Source organism: Campylobacter sp. BCW_6464, from assembly GCF_001762775.1.
GTDB classification, from domain to species: Bacteria; Campylobacterota; Campylobacteria; order Campylobacterales; family Campylobacteraceae; genus Campylobacter_D; species Campylobacter_D jejuni.
Window position 1 is genome coordinate 1 of record NZ_MJXM01000080.1, and the last position, 26342, is coordinate 26342.

The 26342-nt window shown below is 30.9% G+C and carries 29 protein-coding genes and 3 pseudogenes; 6 read left to right on the forward strand and 26 right to left on the reverse strand.

Annotation, left to right across the window (positions count from 1 at the left end; translation table 11 throughout):
- From AJ885_RS08630 to AJ885_RS08640, 3 genes are all read right to left on the reverse strand, one after another.
- A partial coding sequence (locus AJ885_RS08630) for a glycosyltransferase family 2 protein (protein ID WP_148115608.1) occupies window positions 1-291 on the reverse strand: 291 nt, incomplete at its 3' end.
- Window positions 284-1171, reverse strand: coding sequence for a hypothetical protein (locus AJ885_RS08635; protein ID WP_070240095.1), 888 nt, complete (start codon window positions 1169-1171; stop codon window positions 284-286). The genes AJ885_RS08635 and AJ885_RS08630, both read right to left, overlap by 8 nt.
- Before the next feature lie 56 nt (window positions 1172-1227).
- Window positions 1228-2037, reverse strand: coding sequence for a glycosyltransferase family 2 protein (locus tag AJ885_RS08640; RefSeq protein WP_070275940.1), 810 nt, complete (start codon window positions 2035-2037; stop codon window positions 1228-1230).
- Between the two features lie 58 nt (window positions 2038-2095).
- Here AJ885_RS08640 and waaF point away from each other — a divergent pair, with 58 nt between their 5' ends.
- Entirely contained in the window at window positions 2096-3046 is a 951-nt protein-coding gene (waaF, locus tag AJ885_RS08645) for a lipopolysaccharide heptosyltransferase II (RefSeq protein ID WP_070281101.1), read from the forward strand.
- Here the strand turns inward: waaF and AJ885_RS08650 are convergent.
- The 5 genes and pseudogenes from AJ885_RS08650 to gmhB all read right to left on the reverse strand — a co-directional run bounded on the left by AJ885_RS08650 (window position 3032) and on the right by gmhB (window position 7246).
- Entirely contained in the window at window positions 3032-3796 is a 765-nt protein-coding gene (locus tag AJ885_RS08650; RefSeq protein ID WP_070281102.1) for a glycosyltransferase family 25 protein, read from the reverse strand. The genes waaF and AJ885_RS08650 overlap by 15 nt on opposite strands.
- A complete protein-coding gene (gene gmhA, locus AJ885_RS08655; protein WP_002869619.1) occupies window positions 3796-4356 on the reverse strand; it encodes a D-sedoheptulose 7-phosphate isomerase in 561 nt (186 codons plus the stop codon). The genes AJ885_RS08650 and gmhA overlap by 1 nt, the downstream gene beginning before the upstream one ends.
- Window positions 4353-5738 (reverse strand): D-glycero-beta-D-manno-heptose-7-phosphate kinase, encoded by a 1386-nt coding sequence (gene rfaE1, locus AJ885_RS08660; RefSeq protein WP_070281104.1) that lies wholly within the window; start codon window positions 5736-5738, stop codon window positions 4353-4355. The genes gmhA and rfaE1 overlap by 4 nt, the downstream gene beginning before the upstream one ends.
- Window positions 5731-6684: an ADP-glyceromanno-heptose 6-epimerase gene (rfaD, locus tag AJ885_RS08665; RefSeq protein ID WP_070281106.1), complete on the reverse strand. Its 954-nt coding sequence runs from the start codon at window positions 6682-6684 to the stop codon at window positions 5731-5733. The genes rfaE1 and rfaD overlap by 8 nt, the downstream gene beginning before the upstream one ends.
- Window positions 6685-7246 (reverse strand): annotated as a pseudogene (gene gmhB, locus AJ885_RS08670) (D-glycero-alpha-D-manno-heptose-1,7-bisphosphate 7-phosphatase).
- An 80-nt stretch (window positions 7247-7326) separates the two neighbouring features.
- Here gmhB and AJ885_RS08675 point away from each other — a divergent pair.
- Window positions 7327-7629, forward strand: a complete 303-nt coding sequence (locus AJ885_RS08675; protein WP_002870485.1) for a c-type cytochrome — start codon at window positions 7327-7329, stop codon at window positions 7627-7629.
- A 22-nt stretch (window positions 7630-7651) separates the two neighbouring features.
- On the opposite strand, the gene ccoS is transcribed toward AJ885_RS08675, so the two are convergent.
- Both ccoS and AJ885_RS08685 read right to left on the reverse strand, forming a co-directional pair.
- Complete coding sequence (gene ccoS, locus AJ885_RS08680) at window positions 7652-7858, reverse strand: cbb3-type cytochrome oxidase assembly protein CcoS (RefSeq protein WP_002852798.1); 207 nt, start codon at window positions 7856-7858, stop codon at window positions 7652-7654.
- The gene (locus AJ885_RS08685) at window positions 7855-10212 is read right to left on the reverse strand and encodes a heavy metal translocating P-type ATPase (protein WP_079860291.1); all 2358 of its coding nucleotides are present in this window, start codon (window positions 10210-10212) and stop codon (window positions 7855-7857) included. The genes ccoS and AJ885_RS08685 overlap by 4 nt, the downstream gene beginning before the upstream one ends.
- A 108-nt stretch (window positions 10213-10320) precedes the next feature.
- Here AJ885_RS08685 and rho point away from each other — a divergent pair, with 108 nt between their 5' ends.
- Both rho and AJ885_RS08695 read left to right on the forward strand, forming a co-directional pair.
- Window positions 10321-11619: a transcription termination factor Rho gene (gene rho / locus AJ885_RS08690; RefSeq protein WP_057042622.1), complete on the forward strand. Its 1299-nt coding sequence runs from the start codon at window positions 10321-10323 to the stop codon at window positions 11617-11619.
- A gap of 3 nt (window positions 11620-11622) precedes the next feature.
- Window positions 11623-13149, forward strand: coding sequence for a DNA polymerase III subunit gamma/tau (locus tag AJ885_RS08695; RefSeq protein ID WP_070247800.1), 1527 nt, complete (start codon window positions 11623-11625; stop codon window positions 13147-13149).
- Here the strand turns inward: AJ885_RS08695 and AJ885_RS08700 are convergent.
- The 12 genes and pseudogenes from AJ885_RS08700 to AJ885_RS08755 all read right to left on the reverse strand — a co-directional run bounded on the left by AJ885_RS08700 (window position 13146) and on the right by AJ885_RS08755 (window position 22378).
- Window positions 13146-13576: pseudogene (locus AJ885_RS08700) on the reverse strand (DUF2165 family protein). The gene AJ885_RS08695 and the pseudogene AJ885_RS08700 overlap by 4 nt on opposite strands.
- A gap of 127 nt (window positions 13577-13703) precedes the next feature.
- Window positions 13704-15803, reverse strand: coding sequence for a copper-translocating P-type ATPase CopA (gene copA / locus AJ885_RS08705; protein WP_070281108.1), 2100 nt, complete (start codon window positions 15801-15803; stop codon window positions 13704-13706).
- A complete protein-coding gene (locus AJ885_RS08710) occupies window positions 15803-15997 on the reverse strand; it encodes a heavy-metal-associated domain-containing protein (RefSeq protein ID WP_002861875.1) in 195 nt (64 codons plus the stop codon). The genes copA and AJ885_RS08710 overlap by 1 nt, the downstream gene beginning before the upstream one ends.
- Window positions 15987-16937: a CDF family cation-efflux transporter CzcD gene (gene czcD / locus AJ885_RS08715; RefSeq protein WP_070281110.1), complete on the reverse strand. Its 951-nt coding sequence runs from the start codon at window positions 16935-16937 to the stop codon at window positions 15987-15989. Before czcD ends, AJ885_RS08710 begins: the two co-directional genes overlap by 11 nt.
- A 74-nt stretch (window positions 16938-17011) precedes the next feature.
- Window positions 17012-17275, reverse strand: a complete 264-nt coding sequence (locus AJ885_RS08720; protein ID WP_002870479.1) for a zf-TFIIB domain-containing protein — start codon at window positions 17273-17275, stop codon at window positions 17012-17014.
- Between the two features lie 72 nt (window positions 17276-17347).
- Window positions 17348-17842 (reverse strand): threonine/serine exporter family protein, encoded by a 495-nt coding sequence (locus tag AJ885_RS08725; protein WP_002831613.1) that lies wholly within the window; start codon window positions 17840-17842, stop codon window positions 17348-17350.
- The gene (locus tag AJ885_RS08730) at window positions 17839-18615 is read right to left on the reverse strand and encodes a threonine/serine exporter family protein (RefSeq protein WP_002881600.1); all 777 of its coding nucleotides are present in this window, start codon (window positions 18613-18615) and stop codon (window positions 17839-17841) included. The genes AJ885_RS08725 and AJ885_RS08730 overlap by 4 nt, the downstream gene beginning before the upstream one ends.
- An 81-nt stretch (window positions 18616-18696) precedes the next feature.
- The gene (locus AJ885_RS08735; protein ID WP_070281112.1) at window positions 18697-19296 is read right to left on the reverse strand and encodes a DedA family protein; all 600 of its coding nucleotides are present in this window, start codon (window positions 19294-19296) and stop codon (window positions 18697-18699) included.
- Between the two features lie 80 nt (window positions 19297-19376).
- A complete protein-coding gene (locus AJ885_RS08740; RefSeq protein ID WP_002894642.1) occupies window positions 19377-19604 on the reverse strand; it encodes a hypothetical protein in 228 nt (75 codons plus the stop codon).
- 10 nt (window positions 19605-19614) lie between these two features.
- Window positions 19615-21042 carry a DUF3373 family protein gene (locus tag AJ885_RS08745; protein WP_070281114.1) on the reverse strand — a complete coding sequence of 476 codons (1428 nt, stop codon included), beginning with the start codon at window positions 21040-21042 and terminating at the stop codon, window positions 19615-19617.
- Between the two features lie 145 nt (window positions 21043-21187).
- Complete coding sequence (locus tag AJ885_RS08750; protein ID WP_044780073.1) at window positions 21188-21661, reverse strand: peptidylprolyl isomerase; 474 nt, start codon at window positions 21659-21661, stop codon at window positions 21188-21190.
- 9 nt (window positions 21662-21670) lie between these two features.
- Window positions 21671-22378, reverse strand: coding sequence for a YebC/PmpR family DNA-binding transcriptional regulator (locus AJ885_RS08755; RefSeq protein WP_002861884.1), 708 nt, complete (start codon window positions 22376-22378; stop codon window positions 21671-21673).
- 105 nt (window positions 22379-22483) lie between these two features.
- Here AJ885_RS08755 and AJ885_RS08760 point away from each other — a divergent pair, with 105 nt between their 5' ends.
- Together AJ885_RS08760 and AJ885_RS08765 are read left to right on the forward strand one after the other, a co-directional pair.
- Complete coding sequence (locus tag AJ885_RS08760; protein ID WP_002861885.1) at window positions 22484-22825, forward strand: DMT family transporter; 342 nt, start codon at window positions 22484-22486, stop codon at window positions 22823-22825.
- Complete coding sequence (locus AJ885_RS08765; RefSeq protein WP_070210293.1) at window positions 22825-23133, forward strand: DMT family transporter; 309 nt, start codon at window positions 22825-22827, stop codon at window positions 23131-23133. Before AJ885_RS08760 ends, AJ885_RS08765 begins: the two co-directional genes overlap by 1 nt.
- A 17-nt stretch (window positions 23134-23150) precedes the next feature.
- Here the strand turns inward: AJ885_RS08765 and argS are convergent, their stop codons facing one another.
- The 4 genes and pseudogenes from argS to AJ885_RS10760 form a co-directional block, all read right to left on the reverse strand.
- Entirely contained in the window at window positions 23151-24743 is a 1593-nt protein-coding gene (argS, locus tag AJ885_RS08770) for an arginine--tRNA ligase (protein WP_052801695.1), read from the reverse strand.
- Window positions 24744-24754: 11 nt separating this feature from the next.
- Window positions 24755-24994 (reverse strand): twin-arginine translocase TatA/TatE family subunit, encoded by a 240-nt coding sequence (locus AJ885_RS08775; protein ID WP_002852866.1) that lies wholly within the window; start codon window positions 24992-24994, stop codon window positions 24755-24757.
- Window position 24995: 1 nt separating this feature from the next.
- Window positions 24996-25613, reverse strand: a complete 618-nt coding sequence (gene gmk, locus AJ885_RS08780; RefSeq protein WP_053872778.1) for a guanylate kinase — start codon at window positions 25611-25613, stop codon at window positions 24996-24998.
- Between the two features lie 2 nt (window positions 25614-25615).
- A pseudogene (locus AJ885_RS10760) lies at window positions 25616-26342 on the reverse strand (highly acidic protein); the annotation flags it as partial.

Sequence of the window (26342 nt, forward strand, 5' to 3'; positions counted from 1 at the left end):
AAGCTCTAAATAATCATCAGGATCTAAAAACATCAAATACTCACTATTTGAATGTTTAACACCATTATTTCTGGCTGCAAAGGTGCCTAGGTTTGTTTTATTATGGATTATTTTTATTCTTGTATCTTTTTTGGCATATTCTTTAGCTATTTCTATACTTTTGTCATTTCCACAATCATCCACAACGATTATTTCTATATCTTTAAAGGTTTGATTTATGCAACTTTCCAAAGCTCTTGCTATATATTTTTCTACATTATAGGTGGGTACAATTATTGAAATTTTAGACATTATTTTTCTTAAAAAGTTTTTTAGGATGGCGCAAATAAAATATTGCTTTATTTTTTATATTAGCTAAAAGAAGAAATTTATCATGATATTTATCATAAAAATTAAAATTATAATTTAATTTAAGACATAAAGTAAAAATATTGTGCTTTTGAAGCAAAAATCCATAAACACCATGCTGATAAAAATGATTTTTATTTAAATCATATGTTTTCCACATTTCGGAAAATAAGTGTAAACAAGGTCTACCTGCATCAAAAACTTGTCCCTTGTCTATAAAATTTTTAACTTTATACCACGGAATTTGACAAGTTTGTTTATAATCCCATTTATATTTACCTAAATTCCATTTTTCAACCTGTTCTGCTAAAAACCAAGGACCTATTACTCCCCAAGGAATAATTTTTTTATTATCTATAATCTTTTTTGCTTCTTGTATAAGATTTTTCCCAAAATCCGAATTTTTAGGAAATTTTAAAAATGATGTTGTAATTCTTGGTTTAGTTTCATCTTTGTCAATCTCCTGAGTAAAAATATATTCTTGACTTAAGTCCATATGATTTAAACAAACCATATCTAAATCTACCCAAAGAGCATCTCTTTGATATAAAAGATTAAACCTAAAATAATCCGAAAAAGCAGCCACTCCAGCTCCTCTATCATCACTAAAATATTCTTCAAAAGGCACAATCTCATTTGCATCTTTAAGCATAAAATTATCAAACAACTCTTGGAATTTTAAAAAGATTTTATCTTCTAAATTATAAGTATACAAATGGAATTTATATCCATGATCAAGCCAAGATTTAATCGTAAGAATTTCCATCAAACCTATACCCTTATAGCCTTTAGGAGTATACCAAAAACTTGAAATTTCAGTCATTATTAGCCTTCTAGTGTTAAAAAATACGAAAAAATTTAATTATATAAAATCTAATCTTAAATTCTATTTTTTAAATCCATCTCTTCTTTCTTTAAAACCTCAAGCAACTTTTGATGAAAGGTATCATTTTTAAAGTCTAAAGAAAGCTTTTTTATCAGCTCATTACTTTTCTTTTTATCATAATAATTTTGATTTAAAATTTCTTTATTTTTGTTTTCATATCTTCCATTTGGATTAAATTCATAATGATAAATACAAGTTTTAAAAACGGCTATTTTCTCACAAAACATAAAATAAACATAACAAAAAAGCACATCTTCACCATAACTCAAACGCTCATCTATTTTAATTTTTTCAAAACTTTTTAAGATGATATCTCTTCTAAAGCACTTCGCCCAAACCGACCAGCAAAAATGCCTTTGTTTGTTTAAAAATTCTAAAATTTCCTTTTGATTAAAAACTTCATCTTGTTTAAAACGATAAAATTGCTTGGTTTTTACCCTATGCACAAAGGCATCAAAACAAAGTAAATTAAAACCTTTTTTCATCTCTTTAAACGCTATTTCACAAGCATTAAGCGTCAAAAAATCATCACTATCTAAAAACATTATAAAATCAGAACTAGAATGCAAAACCCCCAAATTTCTACTTGCAAAAGTGCCTAAATTTTCTTCATTTTGAAAGATTTTTATTCTTGGATCTTTTTTTGCAAATTCTAAAACAATATTTAAACTATTATCTTTACTTTTATCATCGATGATCAAAATTTCAATATCTTTTAAAGTCTGATTTATGCAACTTTGCAAAGCTCTTGAGATAAAATCACAAGAATTAAAAAGCGGGATTATGATCGAAAGTTGTGGCATATTTTTCCTAAATTTTGTTAAAATAATAAAAACAATTCTATCAAAGTTTAGGAAATTTATGAAAATTTTTATACACCTTCCCACTTGGCTAGGCGATGCAGTGATGGCTTCGCCTGCTTTATACACCATAAAAGAACACTTTAAAGATGCTCAATTTATCCTTTATGGCTCTTTGGTTTCCACAGCACTTTTTAAAGAATTTCCTAATTCTAAAATCATCATAGAAAATAAACAATCCCGCTATAAACAAGCCCTATCTTTACGCAAAGAACTTGGTAAAATCGATCTTAGCTTTGCTTTTAGATCTGCGTTTTCTTCTAAGATTATCTTACATATTCTTAAAACAAAACAAAGATATTTTTTTGACAAAAACAAGCACAAAGAAGAACATCAAGTTTTAAAATACCTTTATTTTATAGAAAACTCACTTAGTATAAAAGCTCATTTTAAAAACTTAAAACTTCCCTTTAAGCTAAAATTTCAAAACCCTCTTGTCTTAAAAAATGGTAAAAAAATTCTAGGACTCAACCCTGGAGCAAGCTTTGGAAGTGCAAAAAGATGGGATGCGAGTTATTTTGCTAAAGTGGCTTTAAATTTCAGCCAAAGTCATGAAATTTTAATCTTTGGCGCAGGAAAAACCGAACAAGAACTTTGTAATGAAATTTATCAAATTTTAAAAGAACAAAACATAAAAGTAAAAAATCTTTGCAATAAAACCACCATCAAAACCCTTTGTCAAAATATCGCTTTTTGCGATCTTTTCATCACAAACGACAGTGGTCCTATGCACATAAGTGCGGTTTATAAGGTAAAAACCGTGGCTATTTTTGGTCCTACAAAATTTACCCAAACTTCACCTTGGCAAAATCAAAACGCAAAATTAGTGCATTTAGATCTAGCTTGCATGCCTTGTATGCAAAAAACCTGTCCTTTAAAACACCACAAATGCATGAAAGATTTAAAGCCTGAAGTGATTTTAAAAGCAATTCAAAATTTAATTAATATCTAATTTTTTCTTAACATAAAAAGTATAAGATAGTTTTAAAATATTTCTATAAAGTCTAAAAATTTCTCTAATAATTTTTCTGTAAAATTTAGTCTTCAAAAATAAACGTCCAGCTTGAGAAATTGAACTTTCTATTCTGCAATCATGTTTTAATAATAAAGGCTTTTTAACTATACTCAACACATTATGTCTATAAAACATATCCATATAATCATCTACAGCATAGATCCAATTTTTAGCATATTTAAGAAATTTCATTGCAGCACTTACTTGCAGTACATAACCTTGAGTTCCAGCAAGTTTTTCAAAACTTAAATAATATCCACTCTCGTTCAAAAAATACAATCTTTTATCAAATAAATAACAAAGTCTTATATATTCATATTTGCTCTTTAACAGCTCATCTATATATTCTACCCCATGATTTAAAAATTCATCACTAAATTCCACATCATCTTCTAGGATGATTATAGGCTTATCAAGCTTCACACATTCTTGCCAAAGTTTATAATGGCTAGCAAAACAAGCTTTTTCTCCATCAGAAAGCTCTCTACCTAATACCCAAGAAGCCCACCAAGGAAAATGATCTTTAAATTCCAAATGTTCTTTATTTTTAGCATCGATAGCTTTAAAGAAAATAAATTCTAATTTATTTTTTAAACTAGGATTTTTTTCAAAAAATTTTTGAATTTGTTTTTGCATATGCTCTTTTCTATCTAAAGAACGCTCTAAGTTGATGATAAAAACTTTCATTAAAAACCCTCATCGATGATCTGACAAAGTGTGTGTATGATTAAAATGTGCATTTCTTGAATTCTAGCCGTATCATCGCTTGGCACGACAAGATTGTGATCGCAAAGCTTATTCATCATTCCACCACCCTTTCCACTAAGCCCTAGACAAAGCATATTAAGTTCTTTTGCTTTTTTAAAAGCTTCTAAAACATTAAGGCTTTTTCCACTGGTTGAAATACCGATTAAAACATCATTTTCATTTCCTAAAGCCTCCACTTGTCTTGAAAAAACAAACTCAAAACCATAGTCATTTCCTATAGCACTAAGCGCTGAAGTATCGGTTGTAAGCGCTATACCTGCTAAAGCCTTACGTTCTTTTTTATAACGCCCACTAAGTTCAGCTGCAAAATGCTGAGCATCAGCTGCACTTCCACCATTTCCACAAATCAAAATTTTACCACCTTTTTTAAGACATTCACATAAAAGCTCGCCTATTTTAGCGATTTGTCCTTTTAAAATTTCACTTTCTTGAACGATTTTTTGATGTTCTTGCCATTCTTTTTCTACTAAATTTATCATTTTTTATCCTTAATCTTTTCTATAATCTTACTCGTACTAAATCCTTCTTCAAAGTCGATTAATTCAACCCTTGAAACGATATCCGCACCCACAACAAGCTTATCTTTATAATCAGCTCCTTTAACCAAAATATCAGGCTTTAAAAAGCTTATAAGTTCTAAAGGTGTGTCTTCATCAAAAATCACTACAAAATCTACAAAATAAAAAGCTGCCAACATACAAGCTCTTTGAAACTCTGAATTTACAGGACGACTCTCACCTTTGAGTCTTTTCACACTCGCATCTGAGTTCAAACCTACAATCAAAACATCGCCCAATCTTTTAGCTTTCTCAAGATATTTTATATGTCCAAAATGCACGATATCAAAACAACCATTTGTAAAAACAATCTTTTTATCATTTTGTTTTAAAAGTGCCAAAAGTTCTTCTTTGCTTTTGATTTTTTTCTCAAAATCCACACGATTAAAACTCTTAATCTCATCAAAACTCACACTCACACTGCCTATTTTACTCACCACAACGGCTGCAGCTTCATTGGCAAGTTCACAAGCTTTAAAAATTTCAATCCCATTTGCCAAACAAAAAGCTAAAACCGCAATCACGCTATCGCCAGCCCCTGTTACATCATAAACTTCTAAGGCTTTAGCAGGAGCAATTTTTAAACCCTCATCAAAAAGTGCGATCCCTGCTTCTGAAAGAGTGATGATAGAATAACGCAAAGAAAAATCTTCTTTTAATTTTTTAATCCCTTTTTCTAAATTTTCACCCTCTAAATTTTCAAATTTCAAAGCTTCTAAAGCTTCTTTTTTATTAGGTGTAAGTAAAGTTGCACCACTGTATTTACTAAAATCACTCCCCTTAGGATCAACCAAAACAGGGATATTTAAAACCTTAGCCTTTTCTATCACAGCCTTACAAACTTTAGGGGTTAAAACACCTTTGGCATAATCGCTTAAAACCACAGCTTTAAAGTCTTTAATCTTTTCATCAAACAAAGCAATAAGCTCATTTTCAAGTAAAATCTCGCTTGCATCTTCTTCATCTAGTCTTAAAACCTGCTGATTGTGTGCCATAATGCGATTTTTAAAAGGGGTTTTGCGTCCTTTTTGGATCAAAAATTCTCCTTTCAAATTTTCTTGTAAAAATTTCCCACTCTCATCATCACCCACAACACCAAGTGCAAAAACATCAGCTCCTAAACTTTTTAAATTTGCATAAACATTCGCAGCCCCGCCTAATCTTTTATCTTCTTTAAGAGTTTTAGCTACTAAAACAGGGGCTTCAGGGCTGATACGCGAACAATCACACCAAGTGTAATTATCCACCATAAAATCCCCTATAATTAAAATTTTAGGTTTTTGCTGACTTAAAAACTCAAGCATTTACTTCCTTTTCAAAAAGTCTTTTTATCTCACCTAAATAATCTTTTATACCCTCTTCAAGACTAAATTTTGGCTGATAATCCCAAGTTTGATCTAGTTTTGCCTCGGTATGGAATTGATAAAATTTTACATAAGGATTTGGGATATATTCGCAAGGCAAATCAGTCTTTAACTCTTTTTGCAAAATATCAACTATATCTTGAAAAGTTCTTGCTTTACCGCTGCCTACATTATAAACCCCACATTTTGAATCAAGGGCGATTAAATTTGCACTAATAACATCTTTTATATAGGTAAAATCTCTATAAATTTGATCACTTCCTTCAAACAAGCGTGGATTTTTTCCTGCTAAAATTTGATGGCCAAATTGCAAAACCATAGAAGCGGTTTTGTCTTTATAAAATTCGCCTTTTCCATAAACATTAAAATATCTAAGTCCTACCAAATGAGCTTTATCGTAGTATTTTTTCGCTAACTTATCCATCATCAATTTTGAAAAAGCATAAGGATTTTTTGGTTCTTCATCTTTACCTACAGTTTGTGGACTTTTTGCATCACCATAAACCGAAGCTGAACTTGCATAAATAAGCTTTGCATTAAGATCTATACTAAGTTCTATAAAATCTTTAAAAGTATTTAAATTAGTTTGTAAAACCTTAGTTTGATCAAAAACCGTAGTGTCTGAAATTGCTGCTTGATGAAAAATAATCTCTGGCTTAAAATCTTCAATCTTTTTTAAAACTTTTTCATCATTAATATCACCTGCAAAAAGCTCTCCATCAAATTCAAGTAAATTTTTAAAATGCCCAAAACTTTGCAAATTTCCATTTTCAAAAGTCGCACTACTACGCATTTTATCGATGATTAAAATTTCATGTTTTTCTTGCAAATTTAAAGCCAGTTGCGAACCTATAAATCCTGCGCCACCTGTGATTGCTATTCTCATTTAAATGTCCTTTTCTTTAAAAAAGCTCAAAATTTCTTTTAAATTTTTAAATTGTCTAAAAAAATCGCCTTCTTTTTTTTCTTCATTCACTAAAATCAAAGTGCCAATATCAGCATTTAATCCTGCTTGCATATCGCTTAGATTATCTCCGATAAAGATAGAATTTTTCATATCTAAATCAAACTCATCTTCTGCTTTTAAAAGCATTCCTGTTTTAGGTTTGCGACATTCACAACCTTCTAAATGTGGACAATGATAAATTTTATCAATTTTTATATCTTGTTTGGCAAATTCTTTAAGCATATAATCACAAAGCTTAAAAAAATCACTTTCCTTGTAATATCCTCTTGCAATGCCTGATTGATTTGTCGCTATAAAAAGCAAATAATTTCTAGCTAAAAAATATCTACAAAGCTCAAAAATTCCATCACAAAATTCAAAATCTTCTATTTTATAAACATATTTTTTATCTATATTAATCACACCGTCTCTATCTAAAAATAATGCTTTTGTTTTCATAAAAAACATTATAATATAGCTTTTTTGAAAAGAAAATAAACATTATCTTTAATTTCTTAAGATTTTTATAAAAATAAAGATATATAATACCTAGCAATCTAATTTTTACTAAGGAGAAAACAAATGAAAAAATTATTAGTAGTTTCTGCTTTGGCATGTCTTGGTGTTTCTGCTTTTGCTGCAGATGGTGCTACACTTTTTAAAAAATGTGCAGTATGCCATGGTGCAAAAGCAGATAAAGTTTATTTAAACAAAGTTCCAGCTTTAAAAACTCTTTCTTCTGCTGAAAGACTTCAATACATGAAAGAATATTCAGAAGGCAAAAGAAATGCTTATGGTCAAGGTGCGATCATGAAACTTAACCTTAAAGGTTTAACTGAAGAAGATTTTAAAGCTATTGAAGCCCATATTGAAACTTTAAAATAATTTCTAAAAAAGGCTTTCCTTTTTAAGAAAGCCTTTTTTTATCCAAAGCTTCTTTTTTACGCCTTTCTAATTCTATGGCATCACGCAAAGAATCCTCATCATCATTTAAAGTAGTAAATTTATAATCATCATCAAATTGCTTATTTTTAATCCCCCAAAGCAAAGTTGCCAAAATGATAAAAAACGCTAAGATAGAAACCCCTATCATCATCATGATTATACTATTCATTCTTTAATCCTTAAAGCATTTAAAACGACTATTATACTACTAAAAGACATAGAAATAGCAGCAAATAAAGGATTTATCATACCCAAAAAAGCCAAAGGTATGGTACAAGCATTATAAAACAAAGAAAAAGCAAGATTTTGCTTGATAATTTTAAAGGTATTTTTAGATAATTTGATGGCTTTTTTTAAAGAAAGCAAGTCATTTTTCAAAAGTAAAACATCACTACTTTCTATAGCTAGATCACTTCCTTCTCTTAAAGTCATCGAAACACTTGCATATTTTAAAGCTAGTGCGTCATTTACCCCATCACCTACAAATAAAACTTTGTAATTTTTACTTAATTTTTCTATAGTTTTCATCTTATCTTCTGGCAAACAAGAAGCTTGATAATTTTGAATTTCTAATTTTCTAGCGATTTTTGCCACTGCTTTTTGATGATCACCACTAAGTATCATTAATTCTTTTTTTTCTTTTTTAAGATAAGTGATAAGCTCTTTTGCACCTTCTCTTAAAACACTATCAAGCTCAAAAAAAGCTAAAATTTTACCTTCCTTAGCAAAAATAAAATGTGTATTATCAAATTCTTTAGTTACAATACCCTTTTCTTGCAAAAATTTAGAACTTCCGCCTAAAAGCAACCCTTCATTTAACTCAGCACTTAAACCTTTAGCTTGAATGCTTGAAAGTTTTTTAAAGTCCAAATTTAAATCCTTAGCTCCTTTTTGCCTTAAATACGACGCAATATTTTGAGAGATAGGATGTTTAGAAAGTTTTACAAAATTATAAAGCTCATTTAAATCAAGCGCTTTATCTAAAAAAACCTCTTTAAGTTCAAGCTCTATTTTAGTTAAAATACCTGTTTTATCAAACACTACACAATCACATTTACTTAAATCTTCTATCACGCTAGAACTTTTAAATAAAATATGCTTTTTTAAAGCCCTACCTAAGGCCACAAGATTGCTCACGGGCGTTGCTAAAGCCAAGGCACAAGGACAAGCGATAATCAAAACTGCAATCGCATTGACTAAAGAAATTTCAAAACTCTCTTCCTTATAAAAAAACCAAAAAGCAAAACAAACAAAAGCGATCAATAAAACCGTTCTAGAAAAATAAGCCGAAAGACTATTGACCAAACTTTCAAGTTTTGCTTTTTTAGAACTTGCAAGTTCTAAAAGCTGGATAATTTGACTGAGTTTTGAATCTTTGTAAAGCTTTGTTGCTTCATACTCCACACTTCCATCAAGCACTATACAAGCTGAAAAAATTTCATCTTCTTTTTGTATGAGTTTTGGGGCATTTTCTCCATTTAAAGAAGAAGTATCCACGCTCATTTCGCCACTTTTACAGATCCCATCGATTAAAATTTTATCTCCAGTTTTAAGTAAAACTCTATCTCCTAAACAAACCTTTTGGACTTCTTTAGGAACAAATTCTTTACCATTAAAAACTAAAACTTCATTTTGCAAAAAATCATTAAGCCCATCTATAGTATCTAAAGCGCGCTTTTTACTAAACATCTCAAGATATTTACCTATAAACACAAAGCAAACTATCATCGCCACAGAGTCAAAATACACCTCCCCTACCCTAAAAAACATAGCCCATAAAGAATAAACATAAGCCAAACTCGCTCCGCTAATCACCAATACATCCATATTTAAACTATGCATTTTTAAAGTTTTAAAAGCGCTTTTATAAAAATGAGATCCCGTATAAAAAAGCACAGGAGAGCAAAGGATAAATTCAGCAAAATTTAAAATATCCTTAGTATCCTTATCCATACCGCTAAAAAATCCTGCGTATTTTGCCACTGCTATCCACATGATATTCATCACGCAAGCTATAGCCACAACAAGCTTAGAATAAAATTCTCTTTTTAGTAAATCCGCTTTTTTTGAAACCTTGCTCGCATCATAAGCACTCGCTTTATAACCTATGCTTTCAATAAGTCTTAAAATTTGCACCAAAGAAATACTTTGTTCATCAAAAACAATGCGTGCTTTATGGCTTAAATGATTGATATCAAGTTCTAAAATTCCTTCTTGCTTGGTTAAAATTTTCTCATTAAGCCACACACAAGCTGCACATTCTATACCGTGTATCATGAGATAAATTTCACTAAATCCTTCTTTGGTTTTAGTAATAAACTCATCATAATTTTTCATTTCATTTTGAAAATTTACAGGACTTAAAGTTTGATTTCCAAGCTTTTCATAAAACTCATCTAATCCACTTTCATGCAAAATTTCCCAAACGCTCTCACAACCCTTGCAACAAAAAAAATTACCCTTATACTCTATCATTTGAGCTTGTTTATAATCAAGTCTACAATGTTCACATTTCATAATCATTCTTTAAAAAAATATTTTTTATAATTATAAACAAATTTGACAAAAAGTGTACTTTTTTACTAAAATCACATTTTACAAAAAATATTCTGCTAAATCTTACGAGGACTTATGGAAAAAGAAAAAAAACAACATCAAAGAACCCACGTTCCAGTGGAAGGTTATAAAATCGAAGAATTAAAATTATTAGATCTAGAAAATCTAGTTAAAATCGCCAATGAATGTGAAATCGAAAACCCAAGAGAATTTCGCCGCCAAGAACTTATTTTTGAAATTTTAAAAGCACAAACAAAAAAAGGTGGTTTCATACTTTTTACAGGAATTTTAGAAATTTCTTCTGAAGGTTATGGCTTTTTAAGAGGCATGGACTCCAATCTTAGCGATAGTGTTAATGACGCTTATGTTTCAAATTCACAAATTAGAAAATTTGCTCTGCGTGTAGGCGATATCGTTACAGGACAGGTAAGAGAGCCAAAAGATCAGGAAAAATACTACGCTCTTTTAAAAATCGAAGCGATCAATTATCTGCCTTTACAAGAAGCCAAAGAAAGACCTTTGTTTGATAACTTAACCCCTATTTTTCCAACAGAAAAAATCAAACTCGAATACGATGCAATGAAGCTTACAGGTCGTGTTTTGGATCTTTTTACTCCTATAGGGAAAGGACAACGCGGACTCATCGTTGCTCCACCACGCACAGGTAAAACAGAGCTTATGAAAGAACTTGCTGCTGCCATTGCAAAAAACCACCCAGAAATGCATTTAATCGTGCTTTTAGTCGATGAAAGACCTGAAGAAGTTACCGATATGCAAAGATGTGTAAAAGGCGAAGTTTTTAGTTCTACTTTTGATTTACCTGCTTATAATCATGTGCGTGTAGCTGAACTCGTGATAGAAAAAGCCAAAAGAATGGTAGAAACAGGAAAAGATGTTATCATCTTACTTGATAGTATCACAAGACTGGCACGTGCTTATAACACCGCAACTCCAAGCAGTGGAAAAGTCCTAAGCGGTGGGGTAGATGCTAATGCTTTGCACAAACCAAAACGCTTTTTTGGTGCAGCTAGAAATATAGAAAATGGAGGCTCTTTAACCATAGTTGCTACAGCTTTAATTGACACAGGTTCAAGAATGGATGATGTGATTTTTGAAGAATTTAAAGGCACAGGAAATAGCGAAATAGTTCTTGATAGAAATATCGCTGATAGAAGAATTTATCCTGCGATTAATATCATCAAATCAGGAACAAGAAAAGAAGAATTACTCCAAGGCGTAGCAAATCTTCAAAAAATTTGGGCGATCCGTTCAGCGATTTCTCAAATGGATGATGTTGAAGCGTTGAAATTTTTATATTCTAAAATGCTTAAAACCAAAGACAATGTAGAACTTTTATCTATAATGAACGAGTAAAAAATGCTTCAAGCTTTAGCGATTAAATACAGACCAAAAACCTTTGATGAACTCATAGGACAAAAGACAGTTAGCGTAAGTTTAAAATACGCTCTAAATCATAATCGCTTAGCTCATGCTTATCTTTTTTCAGGACTTAGAGGAAGCGGAAAAACCTCAAGTGCTAGAATTTTTTCTCGTGCCTTAGTTTGCGAACAAGGACCAAGTGATACTCCATGTGGTACTTGCAAGCACTGTCTTGCAGCACTTGAAGGCAAACATATAGACATTATAGAAATGGATGCTGCAAGCAACCGTGGACTTGAAGACATACAAACCTTAATCGAGCAAACCAAATATACCCCTTCTATGGCAAGATTTAAAATTTTCATCATCGATGAAGTACATATGCTTACCCCGCAAGCTGCAAATGCACTTTTAAAAACCTTAGAAGAACCACCAAGTTATGTTAAATTTATACTTGCAACAACAGATCCTTTAAAACTCCCAGCTACTGTACTTTCAAGAACGCAACATTTTCGCTTTAAACAAATTCCACAAAGTGAAATTTTAAATCATCTTAAAGAAATTTTACTTAAAGAAAATGTTAAATTTGAAGAAGAAGCTTTAAAATTCATAGCAAGAAGCGGCAATGGATCTTTAAGAGATACTTTAACCTTACTTGATCAAGCTATTATTTTTTGTCAAAATGAAATCAGCATTAGTAAAATTACAGATATGCTAGGCTTTTTAGATCCTCAAAAAATCAAAGCCTTTTATCAGGCTATTTTAACAAAAGACAAAGAAAAAGTTTTTGCATATTTAGAAGAATTGCAAGATTATGAAGCTTCAAGCGTGATTGATGAAATGCTTTTTTATTTAAAAGAAAGTTTTTTTGCAAAAAGTACAGAATTTTCTACTTTAATTTATGAAAGATTTTTCCGTATTTTATCAAAAGCTAAAAATATGCTTTGCGATGATGATGGCTTTACGCTTTGTGTTATGGCTTTTATGATGATGGAAGCAAGTCATTTAAAAGAAATTGACGCACAAATCCAAGAAATCAAACAAGAAAATATAACAAATACTACACCTAAGATCACACCTTCTCCTATCATGCCTAATCTTGAGAAAAAAATAGAAAAAAATGCTTATGAAATCTTGCTTGATAGTATTTATGATAGGGATTTTGATCTTGCAGAATGCTTTAAACAAAGCACAAAATTTATTAGTTTTGAAAATAATACTTTAAATATAAGCTCAAACGCACAAGGAAAAAATCGCGATACGCTCAATAAAGGTTTTAAACTCATACAAGAACTTTTTAAAGCCAAATTTGGAGAAAATGCAAAAATTAATGTACAAAAAGCACTAACAATTGATGAAAATAAGCTTCAATCCTTAACTCAAGAATTACCAAACAGTGAAAATAAAAACAATATTCAAAGTTCTATTAATATGCTTAAAGAAGGAGCTAAAAAATTTGACCCACAAGAAGATCTTAAAGAGGCTCTTAAAGATTGTTTTGGGGAGCCTAGTATAGAAAATTAATCATCATTTTTAAGAGAGATGAAAATCAAAGCTAAAAACATATAAGTTACCAATCTTGTAGCATCAGGCAAACCATTCCAAACATTACTCATCCACATTTCAAACCATTCTGCAGCAACTACTTGAAAGGCAAACCATAAATACAACAACAAGTTAAGGAAATAATCCCAAAAATCTTAGCGTTAAGAAAGCTTTGAGCATCTAAATTTCTAGCTTTAAACATATCATAAGCACCTTTTAGGACTGTTAAGGTAATAAAAATTTCAAAAAGAATAATTATTATATAGTCTATATGATGAATCACAGGAGAAGTAATAGCTCTATAAATTATAGCATTACCTAAATAATCAGACTTTATATCCATACTCATCACATGCGAAACAAATTGGAAATTAGAATTATAATCTGTCACATTTCTAAAAACCACTACACCTGCTAACGATGCAACGGTAAGCAAAATAATAATTTTTAAAAATCAAATCATTTTACTTATGCAAAAACATTTTTATTACATTTATACCATTTTAGTAATATTCTTAATAAAAATTAAATTTTTAAATTCTTTTAAGTCTTAAAGAATTAAGCACCACAGCAACAGAACTAAAACACATTGCAAGTGCTGCTATATGAGGACTTAAAGTGATAAAAGGTACAAATCCTGCTGCGATAGGAATGCAAAGTACATTATAAATAAAAGCCCAAAAAAGATTTAGCTTGATAATACTGCGTGTTTTTTTAGCAAGTTTAAAGCATTTAAAAATCGCTGATAAATCATCTTTTATCAAGATAAAATCCCCTGTTTTTTTTGCAAGTTCATTTGCTTTTGAAAAACTCATACTCACGCTTGCAGCAGATAAAGCCACCGCATCATTGATCCCATCTCCTACAAAAAGAGTTTTTTTAAATTTTTGAATGATTTGCAGTTTTTCTTCACTCTTAAGTTGAGCATGAAATTCGTCTATTTGTAATTCTTTGGCTATTTTTTCTACATTTTTTATATGATCACCACTTAAAATAAAAGTTTTAAGATTTTGCTTTTTTAAATTTAACACAAGCTCTTTGGCTCCATCTTTTAAAGCATTGCTTAACAAAACACCGCCTAAACACTTTTTATTCTTAGCAAAATACACCCTAACATGTTCTTTAAAAGAATCAAAAAAGATATCACTTTCTTTTGTGTCAATTTCATTTTCGTGCAAAAACTCCGCACTACCTACAAGATAAATATCATTATCTTCTTTGTATTTTATACCAGAACCCACAATCACTCTTCCCTCGCCCTTTAAATCAAAAATTTGATCTTTATGCAAAGCCTTAGCTATAGGATGAGAGCTTAAACTTTCAATTTGGCATAATTTATCAAAATCATCTTTAGAAAGATTGTGTTTAAAAATACTCAAATTTTCCTTTGTTAATGTACCTGTTTTATCAAAAAAAGCGTACTTAACTAAGGCTAATTCTTCCAAAGCAGCAGGATTTTTAATAAGAATGAATTTTTTTGCCGCATTTGCACTTGCCACAACCAAAGCTATAGGTGTTGCAAGCCCTAAAGCACAAGGACAAGAAATCAAAAGCACAGCACAAGCGTGTAAAAAAGCTGTATTTAAATCCGCTTTTACCGCCCAAAAAACAAAAACTAAAAAAGCAAAAAATATTATACCCCCTACAAAGTATTTAGAAATTTGATCTGCTAAATTTGCCAAAGGACTTTTAATATTTCCTGCTTCAAAAACTAGATTTTTGATTTGTTCTAAAGTACTATCCATAGCCTTTTTGTTTGCTTTGATCCTTAAAGCGCCATTTAAAACTACTGCTCCTGCTTGAACTTCATCGCCTTCTTTTTTTAAAACAGGCAAAAACTCTCCATTTAAAAAACTCATATCAAGCTCTGCGCTCCCTAAAAGCACTACTCCATCTGCAACAATGCTTTCTCCTTCTTTTACCAAAAGCACATCGCCACTTTTGACAAAAGAACTTGGAATTTCTTTAATACTTTCATCTTCAAGCAAAATTTTTGTCTTTTTTGTATCTATATTTTCCAAAATTCTTTGATAATCTTGTGCTTTAAATTTAGCCTTACTTTCAAGATATTTTCCTAAAAGCACAAAGGAAATAATCATCATTGCACCACTAAAATACAAATCTTCTTCTTTAAAAATTTGCAAATACACCAAAAAAGAATACACAAAAGCACTCAAAGTCCCTAAAGCTACAAGGGTATTCATATCTAAATTTTTACTTTTAAGTCCTAAAAAAGCATGAGAAAAAAAATCTCTCCCGCAATAAAATATCCCAAAAAAACTCAAAGCCATTTGGATATTTTGCGAAAAAGAACTTTTAACAAACATTTCAAAATACATAATAATCACACTCAAAACTATACTTAAGAGCAAATTTTTTCTTAATTCTAAGTGTTTTTTTGCCTTGTATGCGTTCAAGCTTTGTTCATCTTCTAAAATTTCAAAGCCTAAATTTTTAATTTTTGCGATGATATCTTTGCGTTTTTCTTGATCTTCAAGTAAAAAAACTCCGCTAGAATTCACATAAGAAACACTAGCATCTTTAACACCATCAATTTTTTTACAAGCTCTTTCTATAGCGTTAGAACAATTAACGCAAGTCATTTTACCTATTTTTATACGCAATTCTTCCATTATAAACGCTCTATGATTTCAAAACCTAAATCTTGAAATTCTTTTGTAAAATTTGATACTTGATTTTCTTCTAAATTTAAACTTAAAATTTTTTGCTCCAAATCTACTTCTATATTACCAAATTCATCTTCAAGAGAATTTTTGATCAAATTTACACAACCTATGCAATTAACATTTTTTACTTTAAATTTCATTTTCACTCCTTATAGGTTGTATAGTAATGTGCCCGATTTCAAATTCATGTAGTAATTTATGGGATAAATCCTGAGATAGTTTTTCAAATTCCTTTAGATTGCAAACTTTCACTTTTAAGTGCATAGAAGCTACTAGCATTTTATTGGTGATTTGAGTAATATGCAAATCCACTACCTCATCCACACTAGGATTTAAAAGCAAAACTTGTCTTACTTTTTCTATATCCACAGGAGAACTTTCAAGTAAGACATTAGCGCTTTGTTTAAGCAAGATAATTGCCCATCTTAAAAGCAAGATTGATAATACAATAGCTAAAATCGTATCTATATAAACAATACCACTAAAATACACCGCGATCCCACCTATAATAACCACTAAAGAACCCAATAAATCACTCATCATATGTAAAAAAGCAGATTTCATATTGACATTTTCTAAATTTGCACCCTTAAACATCATCAAAGCATTAACCCCATTTACCAAAAAGCCCAAAATAGCTACAATTATCATGGTTTTAGCGTCAATTTCTTTTGGATTAATAAATTTTTCTATAGCCTCATAAATGATAAATAAAGCCGATAAAATAATGGTTAAAGCATTGATAAAAGCCACCAAAACTTCAAGACGAAAATACCCAAAGGTCTTTTGATGATCTTGCCATTTTTCTACAGCTATGATGGCTAAAAAACTAAGAGCTAAGGCAAAAACATCAGAAAACATATGCAAAGTATCGCTTAAAAGTGCCAAAGAATTTGAAAGGATTGAATAAATAAATTGCACAAGCATCATAGAAAAAGTCATTAAAAGAGAAATTTTTAAAATCTTTTTATCCATACTCCTTGCATCAGCATGGGAATGATGATGTTCATGAGAATGTTCTTCGTGATTATGATGACAAGATTTGTTAGCTAAAGGCTCGTGTGATAAAAATTTATACATTTTATATCCTTTTTGCTTGACATTTTAAGATATTAAGCTAAAAAGAATATAAATATTTGTTATTCTTATAAAAATTAAAAGTCAAAAAGCTCACCTAGCCAACTTTCTTTCTTTTTCTTTTTATAGTAATCATTGTGCTGATGATAAGCTGAGTTATTATATCTTGACTCTTGTCTTGAAGCTTGGTTAAAATTTGCTGTATTAGGGACACTGCGTTCTATGATTTTGTCAAGTTCTCCACGATCAAGCCAAACGCCACGACATTTTGGACAATAATCAATCTCAACTCCACTCCTATCGCTCATAACCAAATCCACATTGCAAACTGGACATAACATACAATACCGCCTTTTTTTAAATTTTTGATTTAAAATTATAAAAAGAAATACTAAACAATTTTACAACAAGTTTTAATGTTTTTTTGCATGTCTAGTCATCATAAAACTTTGTTCAAAAAATATAAGCAAAGTAACACTCACTCCTATAGCTAAAGCCAAAGTCACAGAAACAGTTGTAAAAAAATAATCAAAAAATTGAACCAAAAATTCAGACTTAGCCTTCAAATCATCACTGCGTATAAAAGAAATAAGATACAAAATCGCTTTATAAGCATAAATTCCAGGTATCATAGGAATAAGAGCAGGAAAAGCGATAATTTCAGCAGGGGTTTTAATGATTTTTGCTAGAACAATTCCTAAACATCCTATACAAAATGAAGCAACAAAAGTTGCAATTGCTAAAGTTTGAAAATGAAAATATTCCACCAAAGTAAAACGAAGCCCATGCGCAATTGCTGCTAAAAGAGCAGATAAAATAAGGGTTTTTAAAGGTGGATTGCAAGCATAAGCAAAGCCAAATCCCGCCACAGCAGCAAAAAACATATCTCTTAAAATAAATTCAATCATCTTAAAATCCCAAAATCCGAAATACTAAGCGTCATGTAAATTCCAAGTGCTATACAACAAATCAAAATAGCCACGCTGATAATACGACTAAGCCCCATTAAAATATGATCTTTTAATATATCAATCACAGAATTTATAAAAAATACCCCTGGTATAAGATATAAAATACTAGAACCCAAAGCCACATCAGAAGTATTGGTATATCCCATATCCAGTCCAAAAAATACAAACCACGATGAGATAAAAGAACAAAGAATGTATTGAATTCTTAAATCAATCTTTGCTTTAGTTAAAATATATCTTAACAACAATCCCACGAAAGTTGCAAAAAACACTAAATTTCCAGCACCAAAATCACCGCCAAAAAGCCTACAAAAAGCCGAATTTGCCATAGAAACAAACAAAAGATTAAGCAAATAAGAATGCTTTTTTTGTTGAGAAATTTTCTCAAAAACAACTTGCGCTTTTTCAAGATCGTATTTGTGATCATATATAGCCCAGCTTAAAGCACTTAAATCAAAAATAAGCTTGAAATTAACATGGGCATGATGATTGGGTATGACATAAGTTCTTTGAATGGAGTTATCATCCATATCTACAACATTTAAAGTAATATGATGAAAAAAGAAATTGATATTTATCTCATAGCCATAAACCTCGGCTATTCTTCCTACGCATTTTGCCACCCTAGCTGTATAAGTTCCAGCACCTAGTAAAGTTTTAGTATATATAATTAAAAAATTAGTTAATCTTTGTATATCAGGTTTTTCCATATTTTGATCATCTTTAACTTGAATTTATTACAATTATAGCAAATTTGAAAATAATAAAGAAAAAAATATTTATAATTTAAATCATTTATTAAAAGGCTTTTTGATTTTGATATAAATTAAACTTGCTAAAATCACAAAAACAATTATAATGATTAAAATTTGAGTTAAATAAGTTTTAATCAACTCTTCATTTTGTCCTATATAATAACCCAAAAATACAAGTATAGCCACCCAAATAGCACTACCAAGTGCAGTAAAAAGTATAAAATTTACAAGTTTCATTTTTACCAAACCTGCAGGCATAGAGATGTACTGACGAATCCCTGGTAAAAGACGACAAGTAAAGGTTGAAAATTCCCCGTGTTTGTTAAAAAATTCTTCAAATTTAGCAAATTTGGCTTCATTTATGCCAAAATACTTACCCCATTTTAATACAAAATTTTTACCCCAAAAAAAGCAAATATAGTAATTAATCAAAGCCCCTAAAACAGAACCTAAAGTCCCACTAAGTATACAAAGAGTGATATCAAGTTCTCCTTTATGTGCCAAATATCCAGCAGGTATCATAACAACTTCACTTGGAAAAGGTATAAAACAACTCTCCAAGGTCATTAAGATAATAATACCCAAATACCCCCAAGCACTAGCCATCTCAACAATAAAAGAAATGATTTCTTGCATATTAGCCTTATTTGAAGAAAATTTTAAAAAATTGTAGCTTAAAAGATTAAACAGTAAAAAGCGGTTTTACACCGCTTTTTTTATTTACCTGCAACTGAAACTTGATTTGGATTGTCCGCTGCACGAGCGATCATGCACTCTTTTAAAATAGCAGCATCAGCTGGATCGCTAACTTTTTTATTAATCCAGCGTTCAACTTGTTTCATTGTTTTTGACTCTGGCTCTGGAGCTTCGTATTTTGCCATCAAACTTGCACAATCAGCCAAAGCAATGATAGGTAATAAACTTGCAAAAAGTATTTTTCTCATCTTTTGCTCCTTAGAATTTTACATTATACATTAACATGATATTATCAGCTCTTGCTTTATCTTTTTTCGCTCCACCAAATGGTAAGCCACGATTACCCCATTTATTTTGGATATTGGTATAGCTTAAGCGTAAGAATTGATATCTATCAAGTTGATAAATCACATAAACATCGTGAGCCGTTCCTCTTGTCATTCTTATATTAAGTGGATCGTTGATACTTGGACGGCTCATAGTATACCAGTATCTACTTCCCCAGAAGAACTCATACCCCACTTTTAAAGCCTTAGTAAAATCATAGCGTCCACCTACATGCACAGCATAACCATCTTTTTCATTAAATTCCAATTGAGATTGTACAGTAGGAATTGCACTTAGAGTATGTGCATTTGCTCCACTAGAATATCCTAAAGATACAAAATAATTAAAATTTGTTCCAAAAGCATTATAGTTTTCAAAATGAATATTTGCTAAAGTTAAATTTCCTAGATTGTAAACACCATCTTGTAAAACATTAACCAAAGCACCGCCTGAGCCAGGAATATTGATTCCTGGAAATGGTAATGCAAAATCAGTCATATGAGCTACATTGAAGATAATAAGATTATCTCCCATGCCTTCTATAGGAAGCTCTCCTTCTACTGCAGCATAGTAAAGATTTGCATCAGCATCTTTTTGATCGCTCATCCAGTCTCTTACCTTGCCTTCTTCATCCCATTGATAAGTTTTACCATAAGCTGCACGGATAGCTACCTTATGATCTTGCAAACTTTCAGGTTTATAAGTGATCACCGCTGCATCACCTAGAGCGTTGATTGCCAAGGCTGGATAAGTGGATTGTCTTAAAGCATTGTTTCTAAGATTACTTCCTGGACCATCGGTTCCTGGCTGTCTTCCTATAGTTGCAATCCACTCAGGCGTGATATAGTAGTCAAGATAAGCTCTATCTACATAAAGTACAGGCCCACTTGTTCTTGTATTTCTTCCTGCATCTAAGTCATAAGGAGTGCCACTCCAACCCATTTGAGACCAGTTTTTAGCCATAGATAAACGACCATAGAATTTGGTTTTATCATTAATATCAGCATTCATATTTAAATGAAGCTCATTCATCCATTTGTTATTGGCACTATAATCTTGTCCGCCAACTTTATAGTTTGTATTTGAAACCGCTGTTGAAAACTCAAGTCCAAATTTAACCTTGCTTAAAGCAGCTTGAAATTCTGTTTCATCAGCTCTATCATTAAGATCGGCAAGTTCAGCTTTTACAGCTTCATTTTGCTTAGCTTGAGCTTCCCTTTCTTTTCTGATTTGTGCAAGTTCAGCTTGAATTTGTGCAAGCTGTTTTTGAAGCTTGGTTATTTCATCATCTGTATTTTTAGCAAAAAGTGAAGATGAAAGAAGACAAGCACTTAAAATAAGTGAAAACTTAGTTTTCATAATCATAACTCCTTGTAATTTTGTTACATTTCACTGAAATAAAATTATAATTATAGAAAAAAAAGCTTTAAAAAAAATTATGTGTTAATTATTTTTAGCTAGTCAAATTTTATGACTAGCTTTACATTATAAGATTTAAATTTAATTACAAAATTTTTATATCTAAAATTTTATCTCCTTGGCGTATAGAGTCTAAAACTTCCAAACTTTCTTCATCTTTTGGATCAATTTGCCCAAAAACAGTATGAACCCCATCTAAATGAGCTTGAGGGCTGTGACAAATGAAAAATTGGGATCCACCCGTATCGCGTCCTGCATGCGCCATAGATAAGGTTCCACGCTCATGTTTATGTTCTTGATCATCACATTCACAAATGATTTCATATCCAGGCCCACCTATACCATTGCCGTGTGGACAACCCCCTTGTATGACAAAATTTGGGATCACACGATGAAAATTTAAATCTTTATAAAATCCTTCATTAGCCAAAGTAGCAAAATTACAAACCGTTTGTGGAGCCTCATCACCAAAAAGTTTTAGCTTCATTGTACCTTTTTCAGTTTCTATAAGAGCAAATTTGTATTCATTTACTTTGCTTGTGTCAATTGTTTTTATCATATTTTCTCCTTAATCTATATTTGTATAAACAGCTTGAACATCATCATCATCTTCTAACTTATCTAAAAGTTTTTCTATATCACTAAGCTGTTCTTCGCTAAAGCTTACAGGATTGTTTGGTATATACTCAAGTCCTGCTTTTTTAAGAATTAAACCCTTAGTTTCTATAGCAGAGCTTAGCTCACCAAAAGCAGTATAATCACCGCTAATTACCAACTCTTCTTCATTTTGTTCTAATTCTTCAAGCCCTGCATCGATCAAATCAAGTTCTAATTCTTCTAAATCTCCTGCAAATTTTTCAAGATGAAAAACCGCTTTTCTAGTAAACATAAAGCCTAAAGATCCATTTTGTAAAACTTCTCCACCATTCTTGCTAAAAATAGCTTTTACATTGGCCACGGTGCGTGTAGGGTTATCACTCATACATTCAACTATAACTAAAGCTCCATGTGCAGCTTTTCCTTCATAATGAATGTTTTTAATATCTGCGCTATCTTTTCCGCTCGCACGCTTAATAGCCGCATCTATATTATCTTTTGGCATATTATTTGCTTTTGCTGTAGCTATAGCACTTCTTAATTTTGGATTCATATCAGGATCAGTGCCACCTTCTTTAGCAGCTACTTGTATGGCTTTAGCAAGCTTAGGAAAAAGCTTGCTCATTTTATCCCATCTAGCCTCTTTAGAAGCTCTTCGGTATTCAAATGCTCGTCCCATAAATTCTCACTTTCTTTAAAGATTTTCAAACTTAAAAGTATAAACTAAAAAGGCTAATTAAAGCTTTAAATGGTATGATTTTACCATTTATTTTAGGAGAAGTTTTTGAATATCGCAAAAAAAGAACTTTTTGTTGCTTGGTTTTTCTTGATTGTTGCTATTGTATTTGAAGTTTTAGGTACTAGTTTTTTAAAAATGGAAAATCAAATTTTAGGCTATATATTTATGGCTTTATTTATAGCTTTTTCTTATTTTTTTATGGGCAAGGCGATTAAAAAAATTCAAGTAGGCATAGCCTATGCTGTATGGGAACTTTTAGGGATTATTCTTATACTTTTAGTTTCTTTTATAGTTTTTAAAGAGAGTTTAACCTTAACTCAAATTCTAGGCATTGTTCTTTCTATCGTTGGAATTATCATGATTAATATAGGCGAGGTTAAAGAATAATGTATATTTTTATCATTGTTTTATCAGCATTCTTAGACATTATAGCAAATTTATTACTAAAAAAATCAGATGGTTTTAAGCATAAAATTTGGGGCTTGGCTGCGATTGTCAATGCTATACTTGCTTTTTTTCTACTTTCTTTTTCTTTAAAATATGCTCCTTTAAGCATAGCTTACTCAACTTGGGGTGCTATAGGCATCATAGGAACTTGTCTTGGTGGATGGATTTTATATAAAGAAAAATTAAACAAAATAGGAATTTTAGGTATCATTATCGTGATAATAGCAGTGTTTTTGCTAAACTATTAAAACAGCAAAATGCTGTTTTAATGTTCCATTTTGTTTTTCGCTTCAATACCCATTAAAGAAAATGCGGTTTTAATACTAAGAGCAACCAAAGAAAATAATTTAAGTAAATCATTTTCATTTGCAGAGCCTATAACTTTATTTTCATTGTAGAATTTATGAAAATTTGCAGCTAAATTTTTAAGATAATCAGGAATTTTTTGCAAAGCTCTAGCCTCAAAAGCATCATTTAAAATAGCTTTTAAATTCAAAGCTTCAAAAAGTAAATTTACACCATCTTGATTTAAACTTTGTAAATCAGCTCCCATTACATCATCGATTTTTTTACCAGCTTTAGCAAACACTTGATGAATTCTAGCGTGTGCGTAGTTGATATAATACACAGGATTAGAGCTATCTTCTTTTTGCAAATCACTAATATCAAATTCCAAATGAGTATCGCACTTTTTACTCAAAAAGATATAACGCAAAGCATCACTTCCTATTTCATCAATCACATCGCTCATCAAGATAAAATTTCCTGCTCTTTTACTCATTTTATAAGGCTCTCCATCTTTAAGCAAGGAAACCATTTGTGCTAAAATAATCTCAAGATTATTAGAGTCAAATCCCAAAAACTCCATCGCAGCTTTCATTCTAGGGATATAACCATGATGATCTGCTCCCCAGATATTAATACACTTGCCATAACCACGACTCATTTTATCCTTATGATAAACAATATCTGCTGCCAAATAAGTCCCGCGTCCATCTTCACGGATAATTACCCTATCTTTTTCATCGCCTTTTTGCGAAGAAGCAAGCCAAATTTTACCTTCTTGCTCGTAAATTCCTTTATGTTTTTTTAAAGATTCTAAAGTTGCATTTAAAGCGTCATAATACGATCTCTCGCTTACATAGCTGTCAATTTTAATCTTTGCTTGTTCTAAATTTTGTTTAATCAAAACAAGCATTTTATCTTTTGCCCAATCAGCTAAACTAGGGATATTTTCTTCACTAAAAAATTCTTTACCAAATTTTTCAAAAGCTTCTTTTGCCAAATCTGCTATATACTCGCCTTTGTAATATTGCTCTGGATATTCAACATTTTCATGAAGTATATTTTCTTTCACACTTAGTAAAATAGAAAGCCCTAGTAAATAAATTTGATTACCCGCATCATTGACATAGTATTCTGTATCAAATTTATAGCCCAAATGTCTTGCAAGTCTTGTTAAGGTGTCTCCAAAAACAGCGCCTCTTGCATGTCCTATGTGCAAAGGCCCAGTAGGGTTTGCACTCACATATTCAAGTAAAAAACTTTCTTGTTTTTTTTCTCCTTTAGTAAAATCATTTGGATTTGCTAAAGCTTGATTTGCAAGTTCATTTAAAAAAGTTTTGGAAATTCTAAAATTTAAATACCCATTTACAGCTTCAACCGATTCAAAGCAATCATGATTTTGAAATTTGCTCGCTAAGTCGCTAGCGATCAACATAGGAGATTTTTTTAATTCCTTAGCCAGTGAAAAAGCCAAAGGGGTAGCAAAATGTGCTAAATTTTTATCCTTTGGATTTTCAAGTGTAAAATCACACTCTAAAATCTTTTTAATTTCATTAAAAATAATACTTTTCAAAAGACTAAACCTTAAGCTTTTTTTGTTTCGTCTATACTTGCGTCAGCATTTGTATTATTAGTTGTGTTTTTGTTTTCTTCTATTTTTTGAGTATTTTTTGCTACTTCATCATCATTATTCATTTCATCTTTAAAAGTTTTAATACCTTTACCTAAACCCTTTGCAAGTTCTGGAATTTTTTTTGCTCCAAAAAGCAATACAACAATCAATAAAATAATCAACCAATGACTTGGACTTGACCAACCACCCATTTTATTCTCCTTCATTCCAAATATTTTGAATTTGCCCTAGATTCTGCCCTTTGGTTCTAAATTTATGGGCGATTAAAATCGCTCGCAATGCTTCATAACTTTGCTTCAACTCATCGTTAATGATAAGATAATCATACTCACTAAGCTCTTTCATTTCATCACTAGCGTTTTGTAATCTTTTTTCTAGTTGTATTATTGTATCAGTATTTCGCTTAATAAGTCTTTTTTTTAACTCATCTTTATTTTTTGTAGTAATAAAAACAGAAACAATCTTATCAGCCATTTTTTTTCTGGCTATTTTAAATCCTTGCACATCAATATCAAAAACAACTATTTTTCCATTATCTAAAGCATCTTGAGTGTGCTTTAAAGAAGTGCCATAAAAATTTTCATGCACCTTAGCCCATTCTAAAAAATGATCACCATCTATACCTTTTTGAAATTCTTCATGGGATATAAAATGATAATGTATTCCATTTTTTTCGCCCTCTCTTGGTTTGCGAGTTGTTGAAGAAATAGAAAAATAAAGCTCATCTTCAAATTCATCAAAAAGTTTTTTTAAAAGAGTTGATTTTCCAGCTCCACTAGGACCTGAAATCAACAAAATAAAACCTTGCAATTTTAATCCTCTTTAAAACTAATGTTTATATTTATGTTCATATTCATACCCTTAAGAGCAGCTTTTAAGGTATCATCCTTAATACTTGAAGTGATCGCTCCTACTATGCTTTGGCTAAGCTCATTAACTATTTCTTCACCATTATCATCTTTAGTTGCATTACTTACTATAGACTCTTCATTTTTTTCTACAATTTCCTCTCCAAGAGCTTCTTGTATATCACTTTCTTTCAATGCATCAAAATCACTTATATTTAAATTTGGCACAACCACTTCCTCTTCATTTGTTCCTAATTCTTTATCGTTTAAAATTGGCTCATCTTTAAAATCTTCTAAAACCTTGCTACTATTATCACTATCAATACCATAATCAAGCTCATCAAGTTGAGCTAGTTCTTCTTTAATCTGATCTTGAGTGCTCAAATTTGAAATAAAATCATCCATTTCATCTTGAACATCTTCTTCCACAACAGGAGCAAACTCCTCTAAAATTTCCTCTGATTCTTCATTATCTTTTGCTTGACCTAAAAATTCAGCATCCTCAGGAAGATCATCAAAATCCATTTCTTTTTCTTGCTCTTCGACCACAGGAAGATCATCAAAGTCGCTTATATTAGCTTGTAATTCTTTGTTATCTTCTAAATCTTCATCATTTTTATCATCTAGTTCATCTAAACTAGGCTCAGTATCCAAAGCTGTATGTTCTTGGCTTAAGTCTTCTTTTTCGTTT

What these genes read in the sequence shown, in the direction of transcription:
- AJ885_RS08635 (WP_070240095.1), bottom strand. Translation starts at nt 1,171, where the DNA reads ATGACTGAAATTTCAAGTTTTTGGTATACTCCTAAAGGCTATAAGGGT.
- AJ885_RS08640 (WP_070275940.1), bottom strand. Translation starts at nt 2,037, where the DNA reads ATGCCACAACTTTCGATCATAATCCCGCTTTTTAATTCTTGTGATTTT.
- waaF (WP_070281101.1), top strand. Translation starts at nt 2,096, where the DNA reads ATGAAAATTTTTATACACCTTCCCACTTGGCTAGGCGATGCAGTGATG.
- AJ885_RS08650 (WP_070281102.1), bottom strand. Translation starts at nt 3,796, where the DNA reads ATGAAAGTTTTTATCATCAACTTAGAGCGTTCTTTAGATAGAAAAGAG.
- gmhA (WP_002869619.1), bottom strand. Translation starts at nt 4,356, where the DNA reads ATGATAAATTTAGTAGAAAAAGAATGGCAAGAACATCAAAAAATCGTT.
- rfaE1 (WP_070281104.1), bottom strand. Translation starts at nt 5,738, where the DNA reads ATGCTTGAGTTTTTAAGTCAGCAAAAACCTAAAATTTTAATTATAGGG.
- rfaD (WP_070281106.1), bottom strand. Translation starts at nt 6,684, where the DNA reads ATGAGAATAGCAATCACAGGTGGCGCAGGATTTATAGGTTCGCAACTG.
- AJ885_RS08675 (WP_002870485.1), top strand. Translation starts at nt 7,327, where the DNA reads ATGAAAAAATTATTAGTAGTTTCTGCTTTGGCATGTCTTGGTGTTTCT.
- ccoS (WP_002852798.1), bottom strand. Translation starts at nt 7,858, where the DNA reads ATGAATAGTATAATCATGATGATGATAGGGGTTTCTATCTTAGCGTTT.
- AJ885_RS08685 (WP_079860291.1), bottom strand. Translation starts at nt 10,212, where the DNA reads ATGATTATGAAATGTGAACATTGTAGACTTGATTATAAACAAGCTCAA.
- rho (WP_057042622.1), top strand. Translation starts at nt 10,321, where the DNA reads ATGGAAAAAGAAAAAAAACAACATCAAAGAACCCACGTTCCAGTGGAA.
- AJ885_RS08695 (WP_070247800.1), top strand. Translation starts at nt 11,623, where the DNA reads ATGCTTCAAGCTTTAGCGATTAAATACAGACCAAAAACCTTTGATGAA.
- copA (WP_070281108.1), bottom strand. Translation starts at nt 15,803, where the DNA reads ATGGAAGAATTGCGTATAAAAATAGGTAAAATGACTTGCGTTAATTGT.
- AJ885_RS08710 (WP_002861875.1), bottom strand. Translation starts at nt 15,997, where the DNA reads ATGAAATTTAAAGTAAAAAATGTTAATTGCATAGGTTGTGTAAATTTG.
- czcD (WP_070281110.1), bottom strand. Translation starts at nt 16,937, where the DNA reads ATGTATAAATTTTTATCACACGAGCCTTTAGCTAACAAATCTTGTCAT.
- AJ885_RS08720 (WP_002870479.1), bottom strand. Translation starts at nt 17,275, where the DNA reads ATGTTATGTCCAGTTTGCAATGTGGATTTGGTTATGAGCGATAGGAGT.
- AJ885_RS08725 (WP_002831613.1), bottom strand. Translation starts at nt 17,842, where the DNA reads ATGATTGAATTTATTTTAAGAGATATGTTTTTTGCTGCTGTGGCGGGA.
- AJ885_RS08730 (WP_002881600.1), bottom strand. Translation starts at nt 18,615, where the DNA reads ATGGAAAAACCTGATATACAAAGATTAACTAATTTTTTAATTATATAT.
- AJ885_RS08735 (WP_070281112.1), bottom strand. Translation starts at nt 19,296, where the DNA reads ATGCAAGAAATCATTTCTTTTATTGTTGAGATGGCTAGTGCTTGGGGG.
- AJ885_RS08740 (WP_002894642.1), bottom strand. Translation starts at nt 19,604, where the DNA reads ATGAGAAAAATACTTTTTGCAAGTTTATTACCTATCATTGCTTTGGCT.
- AJ885_RS08745 (WP_070281114.1), bottom strand. Translation starts at nt 21,042, where the DNA reads ATGAAAACTAAGTTTTCACTTATTTTAAGTGCTTGTCTTCTTTCATCT.
- AJ885_RS08750 (WP_044780073.1), bottom strand. Translation starts at nt 21,661, where the DNA reads ATGATAAAAACAATTGACACAAGCAAAGTAAATGAATACAAATTTGCT.
- AJ885_RS08755 (WP_002861884.1), bottom strand. Translation starts at nt 22,378, where the DNA reads ATGGGACGAGCATTTGAATACCGAAGAGCTTCTAAAGAGGCTAGATGG.
- AJ885_RS08765 (WP_070210293.1), top strand. Translation starts at nt 22,825, where the DNA reads ATGTATATTTTTATCATTGTTTTATCAGCATTCTTAGACATTATAGCA.
- AJ885_RS08775 (WP_002852866.1), bottom strand. Translation starts at nt 24,994, where the DNA reads ATGGGTGGTTGGTCAAGTCCAAGTCATTGGTTGATTATTTTATTGATT.